24 protein-coding genes are annotated in these 25,486 nt (G+C 70.7%); 5 read left to right on the top strand and 19 right to left on the bottom strand.

The genetic code is table 11. The annotated features are described in order from the left end of the window. Nucleotides 1-48: 48 nt before the first annotated feature. The gene (locus CXP56_RS11690; protein WP_286901103.1) at nt 49-1,275 is read right to left on the bottom strand and encodes a winged helix-turn-helix domain-containing protein; all 1,227 of its coding nucleotides are present in this window, start codon (nt 1,273-1,275) and stop codon (nt 49-51) included. A 58-nt stretch (nt 1,276-1,333) separates the two neighbouring features. Here CXP56_RS11690 and CXP56_RS11685 point away from each other — a divergent pair, with 58 nt between their 5' ends. Together CXP56_RS11685 and CXP56_RS11680 are read left to right on the top strand one after the other, a co-directional pair. Continuing rightward, the gene (locus tag CXP56_RS11685) at nt 1,334-1,894 is read left to right on the top strand and encodes a GNAT family N-acetyltransferase (protein ID WP_286901102.1); all 561 of its coding nucleotides are present in this window, start codon (nt 1,334-1,336) and stop codon (nt 1,892-1,894) included. A gap of 130 nt (nt 1,895-2,024) precedes the next feature. Further along, a complete protein-coding gene (locus tag CXP56_RS11680; protein ID WP_028846492.1) occupies nt 2,025-2,540 on the top strand; it encodes a hypothetical protein in 516 nt (171 codons plus the stop codon). Here CXP56_RS11680 and CXP56_RS11675 read toward each other — a convergent pair. The 13 genes from CXP56_RS11675 to CXP56_RS11615 form a co-directional block, all read right to left on the bottom strand. Continuing rightward, entirely contained in the window at nt 2,518-3,861 is a 1,344-nt protein-coding gene (locus CXP56_RS11675; RefSeq protein ID WP_286901100.1) for a tannase/feruloyl esterase family alpha/beta hydrolase, read from the bottom strand. The two genes, CXP56_RS11680 and CXP56_RS11675, sit on opposite strands and share 23 nt — an antisense overlap. A 116-nt stretch (nt 3,862-3,977) precedes the next feature. After that, nucleotides 3,978-4,457, bottom strand: a complete 480-nt coding sequence (locus CXP56_RS11670) for a hypothetical protein (RefSeq protein WP_425426103.1) — start codon at nt 4,455-4,457, stop codon at nt 3,978-3,980. Beyond that, the gene (gene dapB, locus CXP56_RS11665; protein WP_038044359.1) at nt 4,454-5,218 is read right to left on the bottom strand and encodes a 4-hydroxy-tetrahydrodipicolinate reductase; all 765 of its coding nucleotides are present in this window, start codon (nt 5,216-5,218) and stop codon (nt 4,454-4,456) included. Before dapB ends, CXP56_RS11670 begins: the two co-directional genes overlap by 4 nt. After that, the gene (locus tag CXP56_RS11660; protein ID WP_051309629.1) at nt 5,215-6,504 is read right to left on the bottom strand and encodes a M16 family metallopeptidase; all 1,290 of its coding nucleotides are present in this window, start codon (nt 6,502-6,504) and stop codon (nt 5,215-5,217) included. Before CXP56_RS11660 ends, dapB begins: the two co-directional genes overlap by 4 nt. Nucleotides 6,505-6,589: 85 nt before the next feature. Continuing rightward, nucleotides 6,590-8,866: a polyribonucleotide nucleotidyltransferase gene (locus tag CXP56_RS11655; RefSeq protein WP_028846489.1), complete on the bottom strand. Its 2,277-nt coding sequence runs from the start codon at nt 8,864-8,866 to the stop codon at nt 6,590-6,592. Between the two features lie 263 nt (nt 8,867-9,129). Then, the gene (rpsO, locus tag CXP56_RS11650; RefSeq protein WP_028846488.1) at nt 9,130-9,399 is read right to left on the bottom strand and encodes a 30S ribosomal protein S15; all 270 of its coding nucleotides are present in this window, start codon (nt 9,397-9,399) and stop codon (nt 9,130-9,132) included. A gap of 210 nt (nt 9,400-9,609) precedes the next feature. Next, on the bottom strand, nt 9,610-10,398 hold the full coding sequence (locus CXP56_RS11645; RefSeq protein ID WP_353744552.1) for a tyrosine-protein phosphatase: 789 nt from the start codon (nt 10,396-10,398) through the stop codon (nt 9,610-9,612). Nucleotides 10,399-10,452: 54 nt separating this feature from the next. Then, nucleotides 10,453-11,010 carry an RNA 2',3'-cyclic phosphodiesterase gene (thpR, locus tag CXP56_RS11640; protein WP_286901094.1) on the bottom strand — a complete coding sequence of 186 codons (558 nt, stop codon included), beginning with the start codon at nt 11,008-11,010 and terminating at the stop codon, nt 10,453-10,455. Then, nucleotides 11,007-11,504, bottom strand: a complete 498-nt coding sequence (locus CXP56_RS11635) for a helix-turn-helix domain-containing protein (RefSeq protein ID WP_028846486.1) — start codon at nt 11,502-11,504, stop codon at nt 11,007-11,009. The genes thpR and CXP56_RS11635 overlap by 4 nt, the downstream gene beginning before the upstream one ends. Nucleotides 11,505-11,622: 118 nt before the next feature. Continuing rightward, on the bottom strand, nt 11,623-12,594 hold the full coding sequence (locus CXP56_RS11630) for a bifunctional riboflavin kinase/FAD synthetase (protein ID WP_084608875.1): 972 nt from the start codon (nt 12,592-12,594) through the stop codon (nt 11,623-11,625). A gap of 51 nt (nt 12,595-12,645) precedes the next feature. Continuing rightward, nucleotides 12,646-13,533, bottom strand: coding sequence for a tRNA pseudouridine(55) synthase TruB (gene truB / locus CXP56_RS11625; RefSeq protein WP_051309626.1), 888 nt, complete (start codon nt 13,531-13,533; stop codon nt 12,646-12,648). 46 nt (nt 13,534-13,579) lie between these two features. Beyond that, entirely contained in the window at nt 13,580-14,302 is a 723-nt protein-coding gene (locus CXP56_RS11620; protein ID WP_286901091.1) for a hypothetical protein, read from the bottom strand. Between the two features lie 122 nt (nt 14,303-14,424). Next, nucleotides 14,425-15,519 (bottom strand): AraC family transcriptional regulator, encoded by a 1,095-nt coding sequence (locus tag CXP56_RS11615; RefSeq protein WP_051309623.1) that lies wholly within the window; start codon nt 15,517-15,519, stop codon nt 14,425-14,427. A 48-nt stretch (nt 15,520-15,567) separates the two neighbouring features. Between CXP56_RS11615 and CXP56_RS11610 the strand changes: the two genes are divergently transcribed. Both CXP56_RS11610 and CXP56_RS11605 read left to right on the top strand, forming a co-directional pair. Next, nucleotides 15,568-17,103, top strand: coding sequence for a flavin-containing monooxygenase (locus tag CXP56_RS11610; protein WP_286901090.1), 1,536 nt, complete (start codon nt 15,568-15,570; stop codon nt 17,101-17,103). Further along, entirely contained in the window at nt 17,100-18,770 is a 1,671-nt protein-coding gene (locus CXP56_RS11605; protein WP_286901088.1) for a GMC oxidoreductase, read from the top strand. Before CXP56_RS11610 ends, CXP56_RS11605 begins: the two co-directional genes overlap by 4 nt. Before the next feature lie 27 nt (nt 18,771-18,797). Here the strand turns inward: CXP56_RS11605 and CXP56_RS11600 are convergent, their stop codons facing one another. Continuing rightward, nucleotides 18,798-20,141, bottom strand: a complete 1,344-nt coding sequence (locus tag CXP56_RS11600) for an MATE family efflux transporter (RefSeq protein WP_286901086.1) — start codon at nt 20,139-20,141, stop codon at nt 18,798-18,800. Next, the gene (locus CXP56_RS11595; RefSeq protein WP_286901105.1) at nt 20,084-21,070 is read right to left on the bottom strand and encodes a DHH family phosphoesterase; all 987 of its coding nucleotides are present in this window, start codon (nt 21,068-21,070) and stop codon (nt 20,084-20,086) included. Before CXP56_RS11595 ends, CXP56_RS11600 begins: the two co-directional genes overlap by 58 nt. A gap of 219 nt (nt 21,071-21,289) precedes the next feature. Between CXP56_RS11595 and CXP56_RS11590 the strand changes: the two genes are divergently transcribed. After that, nucleotides 21,290-22,318, top strand: a complete 1,029-nt coding sequence (locus tag CXP56_RS11590) for a TRM11 family SAM-dependent methyltransferase (protein WP_286901084.1) — start codon at nt 21,290-21,292, stop codon at nt 22,316-22,318. A 370-nt stretch (nt 22,319-22,688) separates the two neighbouring features. Here the strand turns inward: CXP56_RS11590 and rbfA are convergent, their stop codons facing one another. The 3 genes from rbfA to infB all read right to left on the bottom strand — a co-directional run. Beyond that, nucleotides 22,689-23,153, bottom strand: coding sequence for a 30S ribosome-binding factor RbfA (rbfA, locus tag CXP56_RS11585; RefSeq protein ID WP_286901082.1), 465 nt, complete (start codon nt 23,151-23,153; stop codon nt 22,689-22,691). 27 nt (nt 23,154-23,180) lie between these two features. Then, nucleotides 23,181-23,474: a DUF503 domain-containing protein gene (locus CXP56_RS11580; protein WP_028846475.1), complete on the bottom strand. Its 294-nt coding sequence runs from the start codon at nt 23,472-23,474 to the stop codon at nt 23,181-23,183. Between the two features lie 5 nt (nt 23,475-23,479). Continuing rightward, on the bottom strand, nt 23,480-25,486 hold a 2,007-nt coding region (infB, locus tag CXP56_RS11575), incomplete at its 5' end, for a translation initiation factor IF-2 (RefSeq protein WP_286901079.1).

Below are 25,486 nucleotides of genomic sequence, written 5' to 3'. Positions count from 1 at the left end.
GCCGCGGCGTGGGGGGCCCCCCCCGCCGGCGCGGCCCGGCGGCCCCGGCTATTCCACGCTCGCGGCCACGGCCGCGCGCAGGGCAGCCGCCAGGTCGCCGCGCTCGCCGACCACGACGCCTGCCAGGCCGAGCCATCCGGCCATGGACCACAGCTCCCCGGCCAGCTCGTGGGCGACCCTGGCCTGCGGCACTCCCGGCTCGGCGAAGACACCCTGGGCCCGCAGCACGCCCGCGGCCCGGTCCGCCTTCAGGTCCACCCTGGCGACCAGTTCGCCGTCGAGCAGGAACGGGAACACGTAGTAGCCGTAGACGCGCTTGGGCGCAGGCACGTAGATCTCGATGCGGTAGTGGAAGCCGAACAGCCGGTGGGTCCGGGAACGCTCCCAGATCAGCGGGTCGAACGGGCACAGCAGCGCCCGGCCGGTGACCTTTCTGGGCGCTCGCGCCTCCGGATGCAGGTACGCGGTCTGCCGCCAGCCGCGCACCCGGACGGGCTCGAGCCGCCCGTCCTCCACCAGCTCCTCGATCGCCCGCCGGGCAGGCGCGGGCTTGATTCGGTAGTAGTCCCGTAGATCGGTCTCGGTGGCCACGCCCAGCGCCTCGGCGGCACGGGCGATCAACTCACGGATCGCGTCGGTGTGCGGGATCTCCGGCGCGTTCAGCACCTCCGGCGGCAGCACCCGCTCCGGCAGGTCGTAGTGCCGCTCGAATCCCCTGCGGGTGCCGGTGGTCAGCTCGCCGACCGCGAACAGGTATTCGCAGGCGACCTTGGCGGCCGACCGGTTCCACCAGCCGCCCTTGGCCGCACTCTGCAGACCGAGCGCCTTCTCCACCCCGCCTGCGCTGATCGGCCCCTGTTCCTTGACCACGGCGAGCACGTCGGAGATCAGCCCCGGCTGGGCATGCGCCACTTTCCAGTACCGGCCGCGCAGCGATTCGTAGTGGCGCATCCGCCAGCGCAGCAACGGCCAATCGGCCAGCGGCAGCAGGCACGCCTCGTGCGCCCAGTACTCGGCCAGCAAACGCGGCTTCCGCGCGCTGTGCGACCAAGCGGCGGTGTCCACCAGCTCGGCCGGGTACGGCCCGAGCCGGGAGAACAGCGGCATGTAGTGCGCCCGCACCGCCACATTGACCGAATCCAGCTGCAACAGCTTGGTACGCCGCAGTGTGCGGAGCAGGTGCCGCCTGCCTGCCTGCCCGGCCGGACGAGGGTCGGTGAAACCCTGGGCAGCGAGAGCCATCCGCCGTGCGACGGCGTCGGAGATCGACCGCATGCGCGCATGCTGCCATGCCCGGCCGACAGCGACCGGTCCGCCAGGTAGGTTCGCAAGCATGGCCGTAGCTGACGTTCGCCTGGCTCGCGCAGCCGACGCCGCGGAAATCGCCCGGATCCAGCACATCACGTGGCAAACCGCGTTCGGCGAACTGCTCGACGAAGCGTCGCTGGCCGCGCTGACCGGGCAGGAGGCCCAGCAGCGGTGGACGGAGGCCATCGCCTACCCGGACACCGACGTGTTCGTGGCCACCGAGGGCGACTACACCGTCGGCTTCTGCGTGTCCGGCCCCGCGCCTCGGGAGGAGATCGAAGGCCCGGACGGCACCGTGCCCCCGGACGCCGCGCACACCGGGCTGATCGCCACGCTGCTGGTCGAGCCGCGCTGGGGGCGGCGCGGGCACGGTGGACGGCTGCTGGCCGCTGCGGCGCGGGCGTTGCGTTCCCGCGGTGCCCACCGCGCGGTCGCCTGGGTCAACGAGTCCGACTCCGCGACACTGAACTTCTACCGGACGGTGGGCTGGGAAGCCACCCGCCTGGTGCGCACGCTGGACACCGGGCGACGGCATGTCCGGCAACTGTGCGTCACCGGCGGGCTGGACCTGCAGCTGGTCGAGTAACGCCGGGCGGGCTCCGGTGCGACCATCAGGGGCCTGGGCCCGGCCTTGCCCAACTCGCACCAACGGCCGGATCGCACCAGGTACCGTGTGCGTGATCTTCACTTTTTCTGTCCGAGGGGGGTGCTCGCCGGTGACCTGGCTGCTGCTGAGCTTCGGCATCGCCGTCAGCTCGGCATTGCTGCCACTGGTGAGCATCGAAGTGTTCGTGGTGACGGTCGCCTCCAGCCAGCCCGGCCTGCATTGGGCCGCGCTGGCCGCGGTGGTGGCCGTCGGCCAGGTACTCGGCAAGGTGCCGTACTTCCTGGCCGCGCGCGGGTCCATCCACCTGCCCGCATTCCTGCATCGCGACCAGAAGGAACGGCCGCCGTCCGCGCGGCGGGAACGGTGGCGGCTACGGACCAAGCGCCTGCACGACGCCCTGGACGCGGTCCGCGACCGATGCCACAAGCACCGCCGGTGGATGATCGGCACCTACGGCGTCAGCTCGGTCATGGGCATGCCGCCGTACATGGCGCTGGTGGTGCTGAGCGGGTTGGCCAAGATGCGCATGTCGCTGTTCATCGGCATGGGCCTTGCCGGCCGGTTCGTCCGTTTCGCGCTGCTGGCATCCGCGCCCGCGGCGTTCATCGGGTGGTTCGGGCACTGACCACGGTCCCCTGCCGCCCGGTGAGCGATCGGACGGCCTCGACGAAGTACGGCCCGATGGCGGTGAGCCTGCCGGGATACTCGTCGACCAACCCGTCGGTGTGGTTGCCGCCCTCGACACGCCAGTAGGTGTGCAGCGCACCCCGGCCGGCCTTGCGCACCATGTCCGCGTACACGTCCGAGTCCACGCCGATCGGCAACAGCGTGTCCAGGGTGCCGTGCAGGGTGATCAGCGGTTTGCCGATGCGCCCGGTCAAGGCAATCCGGCGCACGGCCCGTTGCGCCTGCGGCCGGCTGGCGTAGTCGTAGTCGGCGTCGCACGCGGGCGTGCCGCTGCGGCAGAACGGCACACCGGCGTCCAGCGGACCGTCGTACGACGGGTCGAGGGCTTCACGGTAGATACGCTGGGTCAGGTCCCAGTAGACCCGGTAGTGGTAGTCCCACAGGAACTCCGAGCCGGGGGCGAATCCGGCGTCGAGCATCCTCTGCCGCGCGGCCTCCGCCTCTTCGCCACCCTCGGCGTAGGCGGGGTAGTTCCGCAACGCGACCGGCAGGAAGGTGAACAGGTTCGGGCCGTTCGTGGTCCACAGCGTGCCTTCCCAGTCCACACCGCCGTCGTACAGTGACGGCCGGTTCTCCAGCTGCCAGCGGACCAGGTAGCCACCGTTGGAGATGCCCGCGGCGAGCGTGGTGGACGGCGGCCTGCCGTAACGCTGCCGGACCACGTGCTTGGCCGCGACGGTGAGCTCGGTCAATCGTTGGTGCCACTCGGCGATGGCTTCGCCCGGGTAGCGCTGCCCGTGATAAAAGGCCACGCCGGTGTTGCCCTTGTCGGTGGCCGCGAACGCGTATCCCATGGCCAGCACCTGGTCGGCGATCGCCCGGTCGTTGGCGTACTGCCTGCGATTGCCCGGGGTGCCGGAGACGACCAGTCCGCCGTTCCACCTGTCCGGCAGGCGCAGCACGAACTGGGCGTCGTGGTTCCAGCCGTGGTTGGTGTTCGACCGCGAATCGTCCGGGAAGTAGCCGTCGATCTGGATGCCGGGAACACCGGCCGGGCGCGGCATGTCCGCGGCCGTCAGGCCCACGTAGTCCTCGGGGTTGGTGTGCCCGGACTTCTCCGTCGAGACGGTGGTGAGACCCGCCAGGCAGGACACCTTCTGGTGTGCCGCGCCGGGAACGCGGAGTTGCCCGATCCGGGCGCAGTGCCCGGACACGACCGGCTCAGCGGAATGCGCGACGGCTTCCACTGGCGACAGCGCGATGCCAAGGACGACCGCGGCCGACAGTACCCAAATACGACGAGACATGAGGTGCGGCATGCACGTCACCGTGCCCTGTCGCCTGTCGTAGCGCGATGGCGACGAGAGCCACATTCGTGGCGACCTTGTGGGGACCCACCACATCCGGCACTGCGACCAGGTGCCTTCCGGCCCACCTACCTTCCGGCCCGCTCCTCCGCTTCCAGGGCCACAGCGCGTTTCATGGCCTCCCGGGCACGGCGCCGGTCGCCGGCCAGGTCGTAGGCATGCGCCACCCGGTACCACGCCCGCCAGTCCCGCGGCGAGGCTTCCACCTCCGCTTTGCGCTCGGCGAAGTAGGCGTCGGCCGCATCGGGTTCGACCCGCCCGCTCGGCCGCCGAGGAAGGTCCGAGACGTCGGGCAAGCCGCCCTCGGCGGCCAGCCGCTGCGTCAACCGGGCGACTCGGATGCCGGACAGCCACGTGCTGACCACCATCCATGCGCCGAGCACCGGCAGGATCAGCACGCCGGCCCCGAGCGCCACGCCCACCGGCTCGCCGCTGCGCAGCAACGCCACGGCCCGTCCGGCCAGCAGCACCAGATGCAGCGCGACACCCGCGGTCAGGACGGCCGCGAGCACAAGCGTCTTCCGCGCGGAGGATTGCACCGTCGTCACAGCTGCATGTACTTGTCGAGCCCCACGGTCAGCCCGGGATGCTGCCGCACCTTGCGCACACCCAGCAGCACACCCGGCATGAACGACGACCGGTTCAACGAGTCGTGCCGGATCGTCAACGTCTCGCCGTCGCCGCCGAACAGGACCTCCTGGTGGGCCACCAGCCCGGCCAGCCGCACGGAGTGCACCGTGATGCCGTCCACCTTCGCGCCGCGCGCCCCGTCCAGCTCCGACGTGGTCGCATCGGGCACGTCACCGAGGCCCGCGCCGGCACGCGCGGCCGCCACCAGCCGCGCGGTGTGCGCCGCGGTCCCGGACGGCGCGTCCGCCTTGCGGTTGTGGTGCAGCTCGACGATCTCGACCGTGTCGTAGTACCGCGCGGCCATTTCGGCGAACCGCATCAGCAGCACCGCACCCAGCGCGAAGTTCGGCGCGATCAGCACCCCCACCTCTTCGCGCCCGGCCAGCATCTCGCGCACCGCCGCCAGCTTGGCCTCGTCGAACCCACTGGTGCCGACGACGACGCTGATCCCGGCCTCGATGCAGAACCGAAGGTTGTCCAGCACCGCGTCCGGGTGCGTGAAGTCCACGGCCACCTGGGCGCCCGCGTCGGTCAGCGTGGTCAACGGATCGTCGACGTCGACGCGCGCGACCAGCTCCATGTCGGCCGCGCCCTCGACGGCCTCGCACACCGTCGCTCCCATGCGGCCGGCCGCACCGAGAACGCCGACCTTCGTCACGTCGTCCGTCGCCGAGCTCACAGCACCTCCAGCAGCTCACCGGGAAGATCGTCCAGGTGAGCATACGGGCCGACCACGGCGGCCGCGCGCACCCGTCGCAGGTAGCGACCGGCCACCGCGGCCACCTCCTCCGGGGTGACCGCGGCGATGCGGGCCAACGTCTCGTCGATGGTGAACGCCCTGCCGTAGTGCAGCTCGTTCTTGCCGATCCGGCTCATCCGCGAACCGGTGTCCTCCAGGCTCAGCACCAGCTCGCCGCGCAACTGCCCTTGGGCCCGCACCACCTCTTCCGGGGTCAGCCCGTCGGCGGCGACCTCCCCGATGACGTCCCGCAGCACGCGCACGAGCTCACCCAGCCGCTCCGGCTGGCAGCCCGCTTCGATCGCCAGGTTGCCGGTGTCGGAGTAGAAGACCGGCGACGAGCACACCTGGTAGGCCAGCCCGCGCCGCTCCCGCACCTCCTGGAACAGCCGCGAGCTGGTGCCCCCGCCCAGTGCCGCGTTCAGCACCGACAGCGCGAACCTGTCCTCGTCGTGCCTGCTCATCACCGGCATGCCGAGCATCACCTTGGCCTGCTCGACGGTGTCGGACCGCAGCAGCACCTCGTCGGCCGAGGTGAACTCGGCGCGCCCGCCGCGCGGCGGCTCGGGTTCCGCCCGGCCGTCGCTGACCCGGGGATAACGGGCCGTCGCCTCCTCGACCAGCCGCAGCACGTCCTCGTGCCGCACATTGCCCGCGACGGCGAACACCATGCGCTGCGGCAGGTAGCGGGTCCGGTGGAACTCCCGCAGCAATCCCGCCGTCATGCCGGTGATCGACTTCTCCGTGCCGAGGATGGGGCGGGCCAGCGGATGATCGCCCATCAACGCCACGGAGAACAGCTCGTGCAGCCAGTCGTCCGGGTCGTCGTCCCGCATCGCGATCTCGTCCAGGACGACGGTGCGCTCGATCTCGGTGTCGGCCTCCGAGCACCGGCCGTCGAACACCACGTCGGCGACCAGGTCGACCGCCAGCGGCACGTCCGTGTCGAGCACGTGCGCGTAGAAGCAGGTGCTCTCCCGGGTGGTGAACGCGTTCAGCTCCCCGCCGACCGCGTCGATCTCTTCGGCGATCTGCCGCGCCGTCCGGCGCGTGGTGCCCTTGAACAGCAGATGCTCGAGGAAGTGCGCGGCGCCGGCTTCCTCCGGCTGCTCGTCCCGCGTGCCGACCGCCACCCAGATTCCCACCGAAGCCGACCGCACCCCCGGCATGGTCTCGGTGACCACTCGCAGCCCGTTGGGCAACACGGTGCACGCGAAATCCGTCATCACGTCCTCAGCTCATCACGGCTTGTCCGAACGCGCCAGAGCGGCCGCGCCAACCGGCGCGGCCGCTCCGACGTCGGTCTCACGATCACCGGCTGCGGCTTCTGCTCCTGCTCCTGCCCGCCGGCGCGTCCTTCTTGGCGTTGCCCGCACCGGCGTCCTTGGCGTCGTCCTTGTCGTCCCGGACGATCTCCAGGCTGATCTTGCCGCGCTGGTCGATGTCGGCGATCTCCACGCGGATCTTGTCGCCGACGTTCAGCACGTCCTCGACCTTGTCGATGCGCTTGCCGTTGCCCAGCTTGGAGATGTGCAGCAGGCCGTCCTTGCCCGGCAGCAGCGACACGAACGCACCGAACGCGGCCGTCTTGACCACCGTGCCCAGGTACCGCTCGCCCACCTTGGGCAGCTGCGGGTTGGCGATCGCGTTGATCTTGTCGATCGCCGCCTGGGCGGCGGCACCGTCGTTGGCGCCGACGTAGATGGTGCCGTCGTCCTCGATGGTGATCTCCGCGCCGGTCTCCTCGGTGATCGAGTTGATCATCTTGCCCTTCGGGCCGATGACCTCGCCGATCTTGTCCACCGGGATCTTCATCGTGGTGATGCGCGGCGCGTACGGGGACATCTCGTCCGGGCCGTCGATCGCCTCGGCCATCACGTCCAGGATGGTCAACCGCGCGTCCCTGGCCTGCTTCAGCGCCGCGGCCAGCACGTCCGACGGCAGGCCGTCCAGCTTGGTGTCCAGCTGCAGCGCGGTGATGAAGTCCCTGGTGCCCGCGACCTTGAAGTCCATGTCGCCGAACGCGTCCTCGGCACCCAGGATGTCGGTCAGCGCGACGTACTCGGTCCTGCCGTCCACCTCGCCGGAGACCAGGCCCATGGCGATACCGGCGACCGGGGCCTTCAGCGGGACGCCCGCGTTGAGCAGGCCCATGGTGGACGCGCACACCGACCCCATCGAGGTCGAGCCGTTGGAGCCCAGCGCCTCCGACACCTGCCGGATGGCGTACGGGAACTCGTCCCGCTTCGGCAACACCGGCACCAGCGCGCGCTCGGCCAGCATGCCGTGCCCGATCTCGCGCCGCTTCGGCGCACCGACCCGGCCGGTCTCTCCGGTGGAGAACGGCGGGAAGTTGTAGTGGTGCAGGTACCGCTTGGTGGTCTCCGGGGACAGCGAGTCGATCTGCTGCTCCAGGCTGAGCATGTTCAGCGTGGTGATGCCCAGGATCTGGGTCTCGCCGCGCTCGAACAGCGCCGAGCCGTGCGCCCGCGGCACCACGCCGACCTCGGCCGACAGCGACCGGATGTCGGTCGGGCCGCGGCCGTCGATGCGCACCTTGTCCCGCAGGATGCGCTCCCGGACCAGCTTCTTGGTCACCGCGCGGAACGCCGCGCCGACCTCCTTGTCGCGGCCCTCGAAGCGCTCGCCCTCACCGACGCCGATCTTCTCCAGCACCGCGGCCTTGATCTCGTCGATGGTGTTGTCGCGCTCCTGCTTGCCCGCGATGGTCAGCGCCCTGGCCAGATCCTCGGCGGCCAGCTCCTCCACCGCCTGGTAGACGTCGTCCTGGTAGGCCGGGTACAGCGGGAACTCGCTGGTCGGCTTGGCGGCCACGGCGGCGAGCGCCTGCTGCGCCTCGCACAGCACCCGGATGAACGGCTTGGCCGCGTCCAGGCCCTGCGCCACCACCTGCTCGGTCGGCGCGGTGGCGCCTTCGGCGATCAGGTCCAGCGTGTTGTCGGTGGCCTCGGCCTCGACCATCATGATCGCGACGTCCTCCGGCCCGTCACCGACGATGCGGCCGGCGACGACCATGTTGAACGTCGCCCGCTCCAGCTGGCTCCAGGTCGGGAAGGCCACCCACTGGTTGTCGATCAGCGCGACCCGGACGCCGCCGATCGGGCCGGAGAACGGCAGGCCTGCGATCTGGGTGGACGCCGACGCGGCGTTGATGGCCAGCACGTCGTACGGGTCGTCCGGGTGCAGGCTGGTCACCGTGACGATGATCTGGATCTCGTTGCGCAGCCCGTCGGCGAACGACGGGCGCAGCGGCCGGTCGATCAGCCGGCAGGTCAGGATCGCGTCGGTGGACGGCCTGCCCTCGCGGCGGAAGAACGCGCCGGGGATGCGGCCGACCGAGTACATCCGCTCCTCGACGTCGACGGTGAGCGGGAAGAAGTCGAAGTGTTCCTTGGGTTGCTTGGATGCCGTCGTCGCCGACAGCACCATGGTCTCGTCGTCCAGGTAGGCGACGACGGAACCGCCCGCCTGCTTGGCCAGCCGGCCGGTCTCGAACCGCACGCGGCGGGTTCCGAAAGAGCCGTTGTCGATGACGGCTTCCGTCTCGTGTACGACGGATTCGCTCATGGGGTTTGTCTCCTTGTCGATGTTCACGGCGGAGCCCGGGTGGGAATGCCGCCGCCGGGGTCCGCGCCGTCCACCTCCCACGGCGGTCCGCGCGCTCGAGTGACCCCTTCCGACAAGGCCGGTCTTCGATCGAAGTTCCCGGGCGTCTCCCGGCAACCACTACCGAGGACCGGCGACCGACGAGTCCTCGAACGCTGTGCGCTTCTCCCTTGTTGTGTGCTGAAGGGGAGCTCCGGGCTCCTCCGGCGCTCCCCTTCAGTGTCTCATCGGCGCAGGCCGAGACGTTGGATCAACGTCCGGTAGCGCTCGATGTCAACTCTCTTGAGGTAGTCAAGCAGCCGACGGCGGCGGCCGACCAGCAGCAGCAGGCCGCGCCGTGAGTGGTGGTCGTGCTTGTGCTCCTTCAGGTGCTCCGTGAGGTCGGTGATGCGCTTGGTCAGCAGCGCCACCTGTGCCTCCGGGGAGCCGGTGTCCTTCTCGTGCAGGCCGTACTCGGCCAGGATGGTCTTCTTCTCCTCGGTGGTCAGCGCCACGCGTCTTCTCCTCTGATGACGTACCGTGCCTGAATCTGCTGTCAGCGGGCGCAGTGCCCGCCGGTTCAGCCACCACGGACCGCAGCCGAACCAGCCATCAGCGTATCAGGCACCGCTGCCGACCACGCTGGGTAGCCCCGAATTGTCCTCGTGTTTCCGGTCACCGGCCGCTCGGGCGGTTTCCGTCACGGCTCACCCGCCGCTCTCCGATCACGCCCCGTCGACCAGCCTCCGGTACAGCCGCTCCAGCTCGCCGTCGCCGAAGCCGTGCCGGGCGAGCCAGCCGGCGGCGCCGCCGTAGTGCCGGTCGAGATGGTCGAGGAACGCTTCCATGGTCTCGCCGCGCGGCGTGTGCGCATCCACCGGCAGCCGGTCGATGTCGTGCGCGTACGTCGGGGTGGTACGCAGCCGGTCCAGCACCAGCTCGATGCGCTCGGCGGTCCGGGCGTAGTCCTGCACCACCGCCTCGGGCTCCACGCCCACCGCGGACAGGGTCAGCGCCACGACCGTGCCCGTGCGGTCCTTGCCCGCGGCGCAGTGCACCAGGGCGGCCCCGTCGGTGTAGGCGATCTCCCGCACCGCCTGCACCACGTTCTCCGCCCGGTCCTCCAGGTAGCCCAGGTAGAGCCCGGTCATGAAGTTCGCGGGGTAGCGCGCGCGATTGCGTTCCCGGCGTCGCGCGGCCAGCGCCTCGGCGGCGACGTCGGTGTTGTCGCCCGCTTCCGGCAGCACGGACAGGTCCGCGTGGCGTACGCGGCCGTCGGCACGCAGCGGACCCGGCCCTTCCGAGGCGCGCTCGAAGTCGGTGCGCAGGTCCACCACCGTCCGCAGACCGTGCGTACCGACCAGCACCTTGATGTCGTTCTCGGTCAGGTCCTGCAGGTTGTCCGAGCGCAAGAGCCGGCGATACGCCACCTTCCGGCCGTCCGTGGTGGGCAAGCCGCCGACGTCTCGCGCGTTCACCGCGCCTTCCAGTTCGATCCACGTCACAGCATCCATTCTGCCGATCGCCGCCGTGACGCGTCGCCGCCGAGAACAGCCGAGCGGCGTCGATCAGTCGATCGGCGGGCGGGAACTGGTCAGCGGACAGCGCGCCTGTGCGGTGTACCGGGCCCCGGCCGGGTGCAGTTCGCTGTTCAGCAGGACGACCTCCTCGGCCACCCATTCCGGGCCGCGATAGTCCGCCAATCCGTCCACCACCCGGCTCACCACACGCGGCGGCCGGGATGCGCGCCAACGCGCCAGCGTCAAGTGCGGATGCCAGCGCCGCGCCTCCTTCACCACGCGTTCGTCCTCGGCTCCGGCTGCCCGGGCGATGGCGTGCAAGGCGTCCGCATCGCCGTCGACACCTGCCCACAGCACTCCGCGGAACCGGCCGGCACCGGCGAGCCGCAGCCGCACCGGGCCGTGCCCCCGCAGCCGCTCACGCAGCCACGCGCCGCGTTCCTCGGCTTGCGCCTCGGTGCAGGACCCGTAGAACGCCAGGGTGAGATGCCACGACTCGACACGCGTCCATCGCAGGGACGTGTCGCCCGACCGGTAGCGGTCGAGCGCCGCGGCAAGATGCTCCGCCACCCGCGGCGGCGGCACCACGGCGGCGAACAGCCTCACGCCGCCTGGCCACCGTCGTACTGTCCGGCGCGGCGCAGCAGATCGGCGATGGCCGGGAAGTCCTTCTCCAGCAGCTCGGCGGCCTTGACCAGGTTCTCGTCCTCGGCCACGTCCCGGATCGCGGCCAGCAGCGACGTGTCGTCCACCTCACCGGCGTAGACCGGCAGGTTGTCCCTGCCCACCGTCGGGTTGGAGTCGCGCACGTCGCGCATCGCTTCCTCGATCGCCTTCCGATCCCCGGAGGCGACACCCGGGGTGAGCACCTTCCGCTCCAGCATGATCATTCTGGCCAGCACCGCCGGATTGCCGATCTTGGCCCGGCGGCCGCTCATCACCTGGCTCAGCATCGGTGCGCTGATCCCCAGCACCTCGGCCAGATACGCCTGTGACACGTCGAAGGCGACGACCAGCCTGCGCAACCGGTCCCCCAGCGGCTCGCCGTACCACTTGCGCTGCCACTCGACGTTGCGCTGGATGATCTTCTGTTCGTCCATTACCCCTGTCCGCTCCCCTCGTTCGCGGCTGCAGGCACCGGATCGCGGCCACCGTGTTGCATCTTGCCGCATCCGCGGCGGCCGTGCGGCGTGTGCGGCCAGGTCACCCCCCATGCCGTCAGGCGCGACGGAGCACATCGCGAGTCCGCTCGACGTCGGCAGCCATCTGCGCCCGCAACGCGTCGATCGTGTCGAAGCGTTCCATGTCCCGCAGCCGGGCGACGAAGTCGAGCGACACGTGTTGTCCGTAGAAGTCCTCGTCGACGTCCAGCACGTAGGCCTCGACCCGGCGTTCCCTCCCGGAGAACGTCGGGTTGCTTCCCACGGACACGGCCGCGGGCAGCACCCTGTCCGGCCGCGACGTGGTGGTGAACCAGCACGAGTACACGCCGTCCGCGGGCACCGCGGCGTACCGCGGCGTCGACAGGTTCGCGGTCGGATACCCCAGCTCCCGGCCGCGGCCGTCGCCACGTACGACGATGCCGTCGATCCGGTGCGGGCGGCCCAGCGCCACCGCCGCGGCTTCGACGTCGCCGGCGTCGATGCAGGAACGCACGTAGGTCGACGAGAACGTGATCTCCCCGGTGACGTCCTTGCCGTCGGACTCGCCCAGCGATGCCCCCTGCAGCTCGGCGCTCTGCACCACGTAACCGAAGCGTTTGCCGAGCTGACGGAGCAGATCCACGTCACCTGCCGCCTTGGCGCCGAACCGGAAGTTCTCCCCCACCAGCACGACGGCGACGTGCAGCCGGTCCACCAGCACCTCGTGCACGAAGTCGGCGGCGGGCATGCGGGACAGCTCGAGCGTGAACGGCAGGACGCAGAACACGTCCACGCCCAGCTGCTCCATCAACTCCGCCTTGCGGCGCAGGGTGGTCAGCTGGGCCGGATGGCTGCCCGGCCGCAGGACCTCGGACGGATGCGGGTCGAACGTCAGCACCACCGACGGCAACCCGCGCTTGTGCGCCACGTCGACCGTGCGCCGGATCAGTTCCTGGTGGCCGCGGTGCACGCCGTCGAACACGCCGATGGTGACCACGCAGCGGCCCCAGTTGCCTGGCAGATCGTCCAGTCCTCGCCAACGCAGCACGAGTGCAGGTTAGCCGACGACCGCACGAGCGGTCCGGCGCTCCCCGCCTGCCTATGCCGGAGCCAGCACCACCAGGTACTTGGCGTGCCTGCCCCGATCCACGGCCAGCGCCAGCGCACGCCCCTGCTGGTCGACGATGCCGTAGGTGCCCTCGACTCCGGCGGCCGGGATCCGCTGGCCGTAGCGGACGGCCTTGGCCGCTGCGGCGCCGGCCTGCCGGATCGGGAACGCCGCGCGAACCGCCGCGTCCAGCGACAACGACAGCGTCGGGTGCTCCTCGAGCTCTTCCAGGGTGCGCGCGGCCGCCAGCCCGAACGGCCCGGCCTTGGTGCGCCGCAGCGCGGTCAGATGACCGCCCACGCCGAGCGCGGCACCGAGGTCGCGGGCCAGCGCACGCACGTAGGTGCCCGCTGAGCAGTCGACCTCGACATCGAGCTCCAGTCCGGTGCGCGAGCCGGGGCGGCGGGTACGGAGCAGGTCGAACCGGTGCACGGTGACCGGGCGGGCAGGCAGCTCGACCTGTTCGCCCGCACGTACCCGGGCGTAGGCGCGCTTGCCGTCCACCTTGACCGCGCTGACCGCCGACGGGACCTGCATGATCTCGCCGGTCAGGGCGGCGATGCCTGCGCCGATCTGCTCGTCGGTGATCTTGCGCACCGCGGCGGGATCCGCGGCCGAGACGATCTCCCCCTCGGCGTCCTCGGTGGTCGTGGCCGCCCCGAGCGCGATGGTCGCGCGGTAGGTCTTGCGGTCCAGCGACAGATGGCCGAGCAGCTTGGTCGCCCGCTCGATGCCGACGACCAGCACGCCGGTCGCCATCGGGTCCAGCGTCCCGGCGTGCCCGACTTTCCGGGTGCCGAAAATGCGCCGCATCCTGGCCACGACGTCGTGCGACGTCATGCCGGCGGGTTTGTCGACGATCACCAGGCCGGGGTCCATGACGCCGACTCTAGCCACGGGCGCCTGCCCGTGGCGCGGCAGCCGCCTACCGCAGCCCCGTCATCGAGCTCACGGCACGGAACCGCGCCTGCGCGCCGTGCGTGATCATCGTCAGCGACGGATCCTCGTCGCGCCGGGGCTTGATGCGCCGGGTGACGTCGTCCACGCGCCGGGTGATCGCCTCGTCGAGCTGCTCCCGCGGCAGCTCCACCGTGGCCAGCTCGCTGCCCACCGGGCGCAGCGAGCGCGCCGCCATCTGCCGGGCAGGCCGCACGGGCTCGCGCACCGGCGGGCGGTCGTGACGGGCGGGAAACTCGTGGCGGGCCGGTTCGCGGACGGGCCGGGCGGGCAGTTCCCGGCGCTGCGGCCGGCGCGCGGCCGGGGAGGGCTCGCGCCGACGCGACGGCCCGCTGGCCCTCTCGCCGGTGCCGACAGCGGCAGGAGCGGAAACCTTCCCGGACATGGCGGGCTTGCGGGTAGCCCCGGACGTAGCGGGCTTGCGGGCGGCAACCTGCTTCCGGCCGGGCTTGCCTGCCTCGGCAACCTTCCGGTCGGCCTTGCCGACCTTGACCGTCTTCCGGCCGGCCTTGCCGGCCTCGACCGGCCTCAGGTCGGCCCTGCTGGCCTCGCAGGCCTGCAGGTAGCTGGTCATCTTGGCGCGCGCCGCCGCCTTGCGCCGTTCTTCCTGCCTACTGCGCTGCCACCACCACACGCATGCGGCGATGGGCGCCAGCGCCATCACCATGACCAGCGGCACGAGCCAGTTCATGACCTCTCACCAGTGTTTGCCACGATCCCCCAGCGTTACCCTTTCGAGACCGAAAAGCTATGCGATCGCACCCGCCTGGTCAATGCCCGCGAGCGGCCGATCCGGCCGAAAAGCCTCCTCCGTTACCCCGAAGCACGCAACCTCCGAGCGTAGGCCGCCGGAGTCATGCCCTTCCAGCGGCGGAACGCGGCGATGAAGCTGGTCGCTTCGGCGTATCCCAGCCGGATCGCCACGTCGGAGACCGACAGCGCCCCGGTGGCCAGCAGCTCCTCGGCCAATGCCTCACGGACCTCGTCGCGTAGCTCACGATAGCTGGTGCCGTCCTCGGCGAGGCGCCGGCGCAGGGTACGCACGCTGATGTGCAGGTCGCGGGCCACCGCTTCCATGCCCGCGTCGATTCCCGCCTCGAGCGCGCCGAGCCGCAGCAGACGGGCCCGCACCTGCTGGGACAACCCGGTGCGGGCACGCTTGCGCGCGACCAGCTCGCGGCACACCGCCTCGCACTCGGCGACGGTCCGTGGGTCTGCCTTCGGCAGCGGACGGTCCAGCAGCGCGCCGTCCAGGTAGCCGACGTTGTCCCTGGCGCCGAACTCCGGCCGCACCCCGAGCACGTCGCGATACGCCGCCAGCTCCCCCTCCGGTGGCGCCGGGAACCGGAAGCGCTGACTGAGCAGGCCGACCGGTTCGGTCAGCAGTTCGCGCAGCACCGTGAAGATGGCCGCGATGTCCCGTTCCACGGCGAAGCGCCGGACGTCCTCCGGCACGTCGTCGTCACGCAGCTCCAGGCGCAGCCGCCCGTCGGTGATCTCCACGACCGGGATGGCGAAGGCGAAGCTCAAGTCCCAGTAGCGCAGCGCGAAGCTGATCACGTCGCGCAGGGTCTGGCTGCTCAGGCAGGCGAATCCGAAGATGCCGAACGTGCTCAGCCGGTACCGCCTGCCCACCTCGATGCCCAGCGCCTGCCGGTGGCCGAGCCGGCGCACCAGGTTGCGCACCACGGCCAGCTCCTGGTGGGCGTCGATCTGGGTGCCCGGGTCGGTCGCCGCGGCAGGGGTGATGCCGCTGCCGTGCAGCACGTCCTCCATCGGCACGCCGTGCTCGGCGGCGAACCGCGCCATCAGCGCGACGCTCGCCGCCCCGCGCGGGAAGGTCCACGCGGTCACGGCAGGCCTGGTCGCGACACCGGGCGTCAGGCCGGCATCCGGCTGAGTGACCATGGCCGGAATTATGGATCGGTTCGCCGGGCGGCGACATACCGTGCTGCCATGACCACACCCGGGGTGACGAGCACAACACCCGATCCGCGTACCGGCCCGGGCCACCACGAACGCACCACGGTGGCCATCGTGGGCACCGGGTTCGGCGGATTGGCGATGGCGCTGGAACTGCAGCGGCACGGATTCACCGACTTCCTGCTGCTGGAGAAGGGCGACGACGTCGGTGGCGTGTGGCGCGAGAACACCTACCCGGGGGCGGCCTGCGACATCCCCTCCCCCTACTACTCGCTGTCGTACGAGCCGAACCCGGAATGGTCGTCCCGGTTCTCCCCGCAGGCGGAAATCCAGCAGTACATGCGGCGCCTGGTGGACAAGTACCGGCTGTGGCCGAAAATCCGCTTCGGCTGCGAGGTCACCAGCGCCTCGTTCGACGAGTCCAGTGGCACCTGGCGAATCGAGGCCGGCGACCGGACGGTCGTGGCGAACGTTTTCGTGCCCGCCACCGGCCAGCTGTCCCGGCCGAAACTGCCGGACATCCCCGGCCTGACCGACTTCGCCGGTACCTGGTTCCACTCCGCGCAGTGGAACCACGACGCCGACCTGACCGGCAAGCGCGTGGCCGTGGTGGGCACGGGTGCGAGCGCGGTCCAGTTCGTGCCCGCCATCCAGCCGAAGGTCGCGCACCTGACGGTGTTCCAGCGTTCGGCGCCGTGGATCCTGCCCCGGCCGGAGGTGCAGTACCGGCGGTGGCACCACAAGCTGTTCAAGCGGGTGCCGCCGATCCGGCTGGCCGAACGGTTCGGATTCTGGCTGCTGTGCGAGGTGATCTCCCTCGGCCTGGTGGACGCACCGTGGATGCGCCCGCTGATCAGCCAGATTTCGCTGCGCAAGCTGCGCAAGGAGGTCCCGGATCCGCATCTGCGGGCCAAGCTCACCCCGGACTACGCGGTGGGCTGCAAACGCGGCCTGTTCTCCAACGACTACCTGCCCACGTTCAGCAAGCCGAACGTCGACCTGGTCACCACCCGGATCGAGCGGGTGGAGCCGAACGGCGTGCGCACGTCCGACGGCCGGCTGCACGAAGCGGACGTGATCATCTACGGCACCGGGTTCCGCGCGTCGGAGTTCCTCGGCCCGATGTCCGTGCGGGGCGTGGCAGGCCGTGATCTCGCCGAGGTCTGGCGCGACGGCGCCTTCGCGTACAAGGGCATGACCGTGCCCGGCTTTCCGAACATGTTCCTGATGTACGGCCCGAACACCAACCTCGGCTGCGGCTCGATCATCTACATGCTGGAGACCCAGGCCCGCTACATCGCCCAGGCGATCCGGGAGGTGGCCAGGCAGCCGGGCGTCGCCTTCGACGTGCGCGAGGACGTCTGCGACGAGTACAACCGCGCGCTGCAGCGCAGGCTGGACCGCTCGGTGTGGACGCTGTGTTCCAGCTGGTACCGCAACGCCTCCGGGCGTGTCACCAACAACTGGCCGGGCACGGTGAGCGCCTACCGGCTGACCGCTCGCCGCTGGCATCCCGAGGACTACCGCACGTTGCTGCCCACTCGATCCACAGAAGGGGTGACGGTATGACGTTCGACTACGACGTGCTGGTCATCGGCTCAGGCTTCGGCGGCAGCGTGGCGGCGTTGCGGCTGACCGAGAAGGGCTACCGGGTCGGCGTGCTCGAGGCGGGCAAGCGCTGGGAACCGGAGGACCTGCCGAAGTCGAACTGGAACCTGCGCAAGTCGATCTGGGCGCCGAAGCTGGGCCTGTTCGGCCCGCAGCGCATCAGCATTCTGGGCAAGTGCCTGGTGTTCAGCGGCGCGGGCGTCGGCGGCGGCTCGCTGATCTACGGCAACACACTCTACGAGCCGCTGGAACCGTTCTTCCGGGACAAGCAGTGGGCGCACATCACCGACTGGCGCGCCGAGCTCAAGCCGTACTACGACCAGGCCAAGCGCATGCTGGGGGTGACCACCAACCCGAAGCTGACCCCCGCCGACGAGGTCGTGCGCGAAGTGGCCGAGGACATCGGCGTGGGCGACACGTTCCACCCCACCGACGTCGGTGTGTTCTTCAACGAGGACAAGCCCGGCGTGGAGGTCGACGACCCCTATTTCGGCGGGGCAGGCCCGCGCCGCGCCGGGTGCATCCACTGCGCGCGGTGCCTGACCGGCTGCCCGCACAACGCCAAGAACACCCTCACCCGGAACTACCTCTACCTCGCCGAGGCCAATGGGGCGGTGGTCCATCCGCTCACCACCGCGACCGCGATCCGGCCGCTGCCCGGCGGGGGATACGAGGTGCACACCAGAAGATCCAACGGCAAGCTGCGCAAGGGCAAGCGGGTGTTCACCGCCGAGCAGGTGGTGTTCGCCGCCGCCGCGCTCGGCACCCAGCAGCTGCTGCTGCAGATGAAGAGCAACGGCATGCTGCCCAACCTCTCCCCGCGGCTGGGGCACCTGACGCGCAGCAACTCCGAGGCGATCATCAACGTGGCGTCCCGTAAGCGGCACGACTTCGCCGAGGGCATCGCGATCACCTCGTCGATCCACCCGGAACCGAACACGCACCTGGAGGTGTGCCACTACGGCAAGGGGCAGAATGCGCTGTTCCCGATGACCGTGCCGATGGTCGACGGCGGGGCGTTCCGGTTCCTGCGGTTCCTGCTCGCGATCGTCCGCAAACCGGGCGCGTTCCTGCGCAGCCTGAACGCCCGGCGGGCGTCCGAGCGGTCGGTGATCCTGCTGTTCATGCAGTCGCTGGACAACTCGCTGCAGGCCTACCTCAAGCGCGGGCGGCTGCGCACCCGGCAGGGCACTGGCGAGCCGAACCCGACGTGGATCCCGCTGGCCCACGACATCGCCCGGCGCTTCGCGGAGAAGGTGGACGGTGATCCGCAGGGGTTGTTCACCGACGTGGTCAACATCCCGGCGACGGCGCACTACATCGGCGGCTGCCCGATCGGCGCCACCCCGGAGGAAGGCGTGGTCGACCCCTACCAGCGCGTCTTCGGCCATCCCGGCTTGCACGTGGTGGACGGGTCGGCGATCTCCGCCAATCTCGGGGTCAATCCGTCGCTGACCATCACCGCGCAGGCCGAGCGGGCGATGGCGTTCTGGCCGAACAAGGGCGAGCAGGATCCTCGGCCGCCCCTGGGTGCCGGGTACCGGAAGATCGAGCCGGTGGCCCCGAAGAACCCGGTGGTGCCGGAGGAAGCCCCGGGCGCCTTGCGGCTGCCGCTGCAGAAGGCGTGAGCGGCCCGGTCGCGGCGCCGGGCCCGTTCAGCGCTCGGCGCCGACGACCGCCCAACGCCCGGACCGCCAGCGCGCCGTCACCGCGATCAGCCGCAGCAGCATGAACGCCGCCAGCCCGGTCCAGATGCCTGCCAGCCCCCAGCCGAAGCGCAGCGACAGCCAGATCAGTGGCAGGAACCCGAGCAGCGCGCTGCCCAGCGTGGCGTTCCGCAGGAACTTCGCGTCACCGGCGCCGAGCAGTACCCCGTCCAGCGCGAACACCACCCCGGCGACCGGTTGCAGCAGCACGAAGAACCACCATGCCCCCGGCACCTCGGCCAGCACCCCGGCGTCGGATGTGAACACCTTCGGCAGGACGCCGTGCACGGACGCGAACACCACCAGCAGGACGCACCCGAACACCAGGCCGTAGCCGGTGATCTGCCTGGACAGCCGGCGCGCCCGGTCGGCGGCGTGCGCACCGAGCGCGGCCCCGACGAGCGACTGGGCGGCGATGGCCAGCGAGTCGAGCACCAGCCCCAGGAACGTCCACAGCTGCAGGACGATCTGGTGCGCACCCACTGCTTCGGCGGACGTTCGCGCCGCGACCGCCGCGGCCGACAGGAAGCACGCCTGGAACGACAAGCTGCGCAGCACCAGGTCACGGCCGAGCACCAGCTGCGCTCGCATGACCTTCGGCTGCGGCCGAAGCGGCACGCGTTCCCTGATCAGCGCGCGCAGGAACAACCCGGCACTGATGATCTGGGCGATCACGTTCGCCACCGCCGAGCCCTCCAGGCCCCAGCCCACGCCGTACACCAGCACCGGGCAGAGCACGGCGGAGATCCCGTTGCCCGCGAGCACGTAGTACAGGGGGCGTTTGGCGTCCTGCACGCCGCGCATCCAGCCGTTGCCCGCCATGGTCACCAAGATCAGCGGAGCGCCGAACAGCGCGATGCGCAGCCAGGACACCGCGTTGCGGGCGATGTCGTCGTCACCGGCCAGCGCGTGCGCGATGGGTTCGGCGAGCAGCTGGCCCAGGACGAGAACCACGGCGCCGACGGCAAGCGCCAGCCACGTCGCCTGGACGCCTTCGGCCACCGCGTCGGCCCGGCGGCCGGCACCGTGCAGCCGCGCGGTCCGGGCCGTCGTCCCGTACGACAGGAACGTCAGCTGTGCGGACACCTGGGCCAGCACCACTCCGCCGACCGCCAGTCCGGCCAGCGGGAGCGCGCCCAGGTGCCCCACCACCGCGGTGTCGACCAGCACGTAAAGCGGCTCGGCGGTCAGGACGCCAAAGGCGGGGACGGCGAGCCGGAAGACTTCGCGCGCGCTCACCGGCTCTCCAACAGCGGAGCGTCGGACAGCGCGGCCAGCAGCGTCTCGATGCATTGCTCCGGCTCACCCTCCAGCCGGCAGCCCGCGGCCAGGTGATGGCCTCCCCCGCCGAGCGTGCGCGCCACGGCCGCGACGTTCACCGCACGCTTCGCTCGCAGCGACACCGACCACTGCCGCACACCGGCATGCGGCCGCCGCTCCTTGAGGACGAACGCGACCTCGGCCTCCGACGTCGACCGGAGAACGTCGATGACGCTTTCCACCTCCTCCACACGCACATCGCGTGCCACATCCAGGTCTACGACCGCATGCACGACGCCGAGGCCGCGTGCCGCCGCGGCCTCCAGCCGGGCGCCAGCCAGTACCCGGGACAGCATCGGCAGCCATGCGAACGGGCGGTCGTCCAGCAGGACACGGCCCTGTTCGTCCGGGTCGGCCCCGGCCGCGACCAGCCGCGCCGCGATGCGGTGGGTCTGCGGCGTCGCCCGCCGGAACGACGACGTGTCGGTCAGCAAGCCCGCGTACAAGCCGCGCGCCACCGGCTCGGTCAGCGGAAGATTCATGGCGTCGAGCACGCGCAGCGCGACGACCGCGCTCGCCTCGGCACCGGGGTCCACCACGTTGTGCGTGCCGTAGAACATGTTGGAAGCGTGGTGGTCGATCACCACGACGGCTCCTCCCGAGGAGGCGGTGCGCTCCACCCGGGCGCCCAGCCAGCCGAGCCTGGCGATGCTCGGGGTGTCGACCGCGACCAGCACACGATCGGTCGGCGGCAGATCGTCCGGCCGGACCAGCAACCCGGCGGCATCCAGCCCGCGCAACGTCTCCGGCACGTCGTCCGGCTCCGCGAAGCTGACCCGCACCGACACCCCAACATCATGCAGCGCATGGCCGAGCGCCAGCGCCGTGCCCAACGCATCGGCATCCGGGTCGATGTGGCCGAGCAGGGTCACCTCGCCCGACGGCACTTGCTCCGCCAGCACCCGCGCGGCCGCGGCGACGCTCCGGTCGTGTGCGGCCGATTCCGCCTCCGGTGGCTCCCCTTCACTGTTGCTGGAGTGACTGAGGTTCACACGAGCAAGCTACGTGGTCGCCCCGACGATCAGCGCGGGCACTACCATCGAACAGTGCCGTCGGACTCACCCGCATCGTCTGATCATCGCCGGCAACCCATGTCCACCGACCCGTCTGCTGAGTCGACCGTGTCCGAGTACTTGATCTTGCAGCTGCCATCGGCGAACCGCGTCTACGCCGACGACGCGCCACGGTTGATGCGCGCCGAGCTCGCGGTCTTCGGCGAAGCCGTGGGCGGGATCGCGGACACCGACGAAGTGGAGCTCGCCGGGCTGCACTACGTGCGGTTCACCGCGCCCGAGCTGACCGGCGACCGGCTGGCCTTGCTGTCCAACGCCTCGTCGCTGTACGCGCTGTTCCAGCGGGTGGACGAGGACCTGCTGCGCCCGGTGCCGATCCGGCCGCTCGACCGGTTCGACTCCGACCTGCTGACCATCCAGAAGTACGCGGGCAAGACCAACGAGCAGTTCACCCGGCTGCTGCTCAACGTGACGTGCCTGGCCATGGCCGAGCCGCTGGCCATGCTGCGCCGCCCGTTGCGCGTCCTGGACCCGCTGTGCGGCCGGGGCACCACGCTCAACCAGGCGATGATGTACGGCTTCGACGCGGCAGGGGTGGAGCTGGCCGACCGTGACTTCGAGGCGTACGAGCGGTTCATCAAGACGTGGCTGCGCACCAAGAAGTTCAAGCACACCGCGGAGTCCGGCCCGCTGCGGTGGCAGCGGCACCGGTTGGGGCGGCGGCTGGACATCACCTACGCGCCCACCAAGGAGGAGTTCAAGGCGGGCAGGACCCGGACGCTGTCGTTCCGCGCGACCGACACGCTGCACACCGCCAAGATCTTCGGGCGCAACGCGTTCGACGCGATCGTCACCGACGCGCCGTACGGCGTGCAGCACGGCAGCAGGCAGGCCGGCGAGCTGCAGCGCAGCCCGCGGGACCTGCTGTCGGCTGCCGTGCCCGTCTGGGTCACGGCGCTCAAGCCGGGCGGGGCGATCGGGATCTCCTTCAACGACCTGACGCTGCCCCGCGGTGAGCTGCTGGACCTGCTGACCCGGGCCGGGCTGAAGCCGCGTGAGGGCGCGCACTACGAGCAGTTCGCCCACCGAGTGGACAACGCGATCGTGCGTGACCTGGTGGTGGCGACGAAACCCTAGCCGCGAGCGGCTCCGTAGCGGGACGTCTGCGGGCTGTGCCGGTTCGTGGCATGCCCCGGCACTCGGCTGGAGCGGGGCCGGCCCGGAAGGCGAGACGACAGGCAAGGGCCGGCGCAGCCGACCTGGCGCCGCGGGTCCCGCTGGCCGCACGAACGTCAGCGCCCTTGCGGGCCTCGAGTACGAGACACCGAGGTCCGCGGCAGGCACGGACCACCTTCGTGGGCCACGACCGGGATCACGACGCACCACCGCAATCCACAGCGGGGCACGGACCACCTGGCGTCGTGACAGCGAGCCGGACAGCCCGAAGGCCCCCAGCGGGCGGTGCCGCGGCTCCAACGGGGCAGGCTGCCGGGCCAGGCAGCCCGGCCTACCGTGCGTCGGCCTCGTCCGTCTCGTCGGCGTCGATCGGCTTGCGATACGGATCCGGGTCGCCCGCAGGCTTGGCGTTGGTGGCCCGCCGCGCCAGCTCGGCGTCCGCTGCGCGCGCCTTGGCCAGCAGCTCGTCGATGTGCCGCGCGGACTCCGGCACATGGTCGGGGACGAACGTCAGCGTCGGCGTGAACCGCACCCCGGTCCCCGCACCGACCTTGCTGCGCAGCAACCCGCGGGCGGACTCCAGCGCGGCCGCGGCCGCGGCCATGTCCGGCTCGGCGTCCACGGTCTCACCCAGCACCGTGTAGTACACCGTCGCGTCGCGCAGGTCGCCGGTCAACCGGGTGTCGGTGATCGTGACGTTCTTCAGCCGCGGATCCTTGATCTCGTGCTCGATGGCCGAGGCCACGATCTGCCCGATCCGCTTGGCCAGCCTGCGCGCCCGGGCGTGATCCACCACCGCGCACCCCTCCTTGACTCGCTGTGCCTAGTCCCCGGGACCGAGCCAACGTCGGCGGGCCGACACCAGCTCCAGCTCCGGGCGCCCCGCGACCTGCCGTTCGCAGGCGTCGAGGACCTCGCCGACGTGACCGGCGTCCACCGACAGCGCGGCGACGCCGATCAACGTGCGGCGATACAGGTCCAGGTGGCCGGCCTCGGCGACCGCCACGTCGAACCGCTTGCGCAGCTCGGCGATCACCGGCCGGACGACGGACCGCTTCTCCTTCAAGGAGCGGACATCGCCCAGGACGATGTCCAGCTCCAGGACACCGACGTACACCTCACCTACTCACGGGGCTTTTCCCGCTGCTCGTAGGTCTCCACGACGTCGCCCACCTTGATGTCGCTGAACTTGCCCAAGGTGAGACCGCACTCGAAGCCCTCGCGGACCTCGGTGGCGTCGTCCTTGAACCGGCGCAGCGAGGCGATCTGCAGGTCGTCGGCGACCACCACGTTGTCCCGCAGCAGCCGCGCCTTGGCGTTGCGACGGATCAGGCCCGAGGTGACCAGGCAACCGGCGATGGTGCCGACCTTGGACGACTTGAACACCTCGCGGACCTCGGCCCGGCCCAGTTCGACTTCCTCGAACTCGGGCTTGAGCATGCCCTTGAGCGCGTTCTCGATCTCCTCGATCGCCTGGTAGATCACCGTGTAGTAGCGCACGTCCACGCCTTCCCGGGTGGCGATCTCGGTCGCCTTCCCCTCGGCACGGACGTTGAAGCCGAGCACGATGACGTTGTCGGCGATCGCCAGGTTGATGTCGCCCTCGGTGATCGCACCGACGCCGCGGTGGATGACCCGCAGCTCCACCTCGTCGCCGACGTCGAGCTTCATCAGGGCGTCTTCCAGTGCCTCGACGGTACCGGCGTTGTCGCCCTTGATGATCAGGTTCAGCTGCTTGGTCTCCTTCAGCGCCGAGTCCAGGTCCTCCAGGCTGATGCGCTTGCGCTTCTGCGCGTTCTGCGCCGCCCTCGCCCTGGCCTGGCGCCGCTCGGCGATCTGGCGAGCCGTGCGGTCCTCGTCCACCACCAGGAACGTGTCACCCGCGCCCGGCACCGACGTGAAGCCGATGACCTGCACCGGCCGCGACGGCAGCGCCTCGGTGACGTCCTCGTTGTGCTCGTCGACCATGCGCCGGACACGCCCGTAGGCCTCGCCCGCCACGATCGAGTCGCCGACCCGCAGCGTGCCGCGCTGCACCAGCACGGTGGCCACCGGGCCACGGCCGCGGTCCAGGTGCGCCTCGATGGCCACACCCTGCGCGGGCATGTTCGGGTTGGCCCGCAGGTCCAGCGTGGCGTCCGCGGTCAGCAGGATCGCCTCCAGCAGCTGGTCGATGTTGGTGCCCTGCTTGGCCGAGATGTCGACGAACATCGTGTCGCCGCCGTACTCCTCGGCCACCAGTCCGTACTCGGTCAGCTGCTGGCGCACCTTGGCCGGGTTGGCGTCCGGCTTGTCGATCTTGTTGACCGCCACCACGATCGGCGCCTTGGCCGCCTGGGCGTGGTTGATCGCCTCGACCGTCTGCGGCATCACGCCGTCGTCGGCCGCCACCACGATCACCGCGATGTCGGTCGCGCTGGCACCACGGGCACGCATGGCGGTGAACGCCTCGTGACCCGGGGTGTCGATGAACGTGATCAGCCGCTGCTCGCCATCCAGCTCGGTGGACACCTGGTAGGCGCCGATGTGCTGGGTGATGCCACCGGCCTCGTGCTCCCGCACCGACGTCTTGCGGATGGTGTCCAGCAGGCGCGTCTTCCCGTGGTCGACGTGGCCCATCACGGTCACCACCGGCGGCCGGTACTCGAGGTCCTCCTCGTCGCCGATGTCCTCGCCGTAGGTGATGTCGAACGACTCCAGCAGCTCGCGGTCCTCTTCCTCCGGCGAGACGACCTGGACCTTGTAGTTCATCTCCGAGCCGAGCAGCTCGAGGATGTCGTCGGAGACCGACTGGGTCGCGGTCACCATCTCGCCGAGGTGGAACAGCACCTGCACCAGCGAGGCCGGGTTCGCGTCGATCTTCTCGGCGAAGTCGGTCAGCGAAGCGCCCCTGGGCAGCCGGATGGTCTCGCCGTTGCCCTTCGGCAGGCGCACGCCGCCGACGGTCGGCGCCTGCATGTTCTCCATGTACTCCTGGCGCTTCTGGCGCTTCGACTTGCGCCCCTTGCGGCTCGGGCCGCCGGGCCTGCCGAACGCGCCTGCCGCGCCGCCACGCCCCCGACCGCGGAAACCACCGCCGGGAGGCGCCGAGGGGCCGGAGCGGAAGCCACCGCCACCACCGCCGCGGAA

Origin of the sequence: Thermocrispum sp. (genome assembly GCF_002919275.1) — a bacterium.
In the GTDB taxonomy this organism is placed as follows: domain Bacteria; phylum Actinomycetota; class Actinomycetes; order Mycobacteriales; family Pseudonocardiaceae; genus Thermocrispum; species Thermocrispum agreste.
The sequence above is the reverse complement of the archived record's forward strand: the minus strand, read 5'-3'. Positions and strand labels throughout refer to the sequence as shown.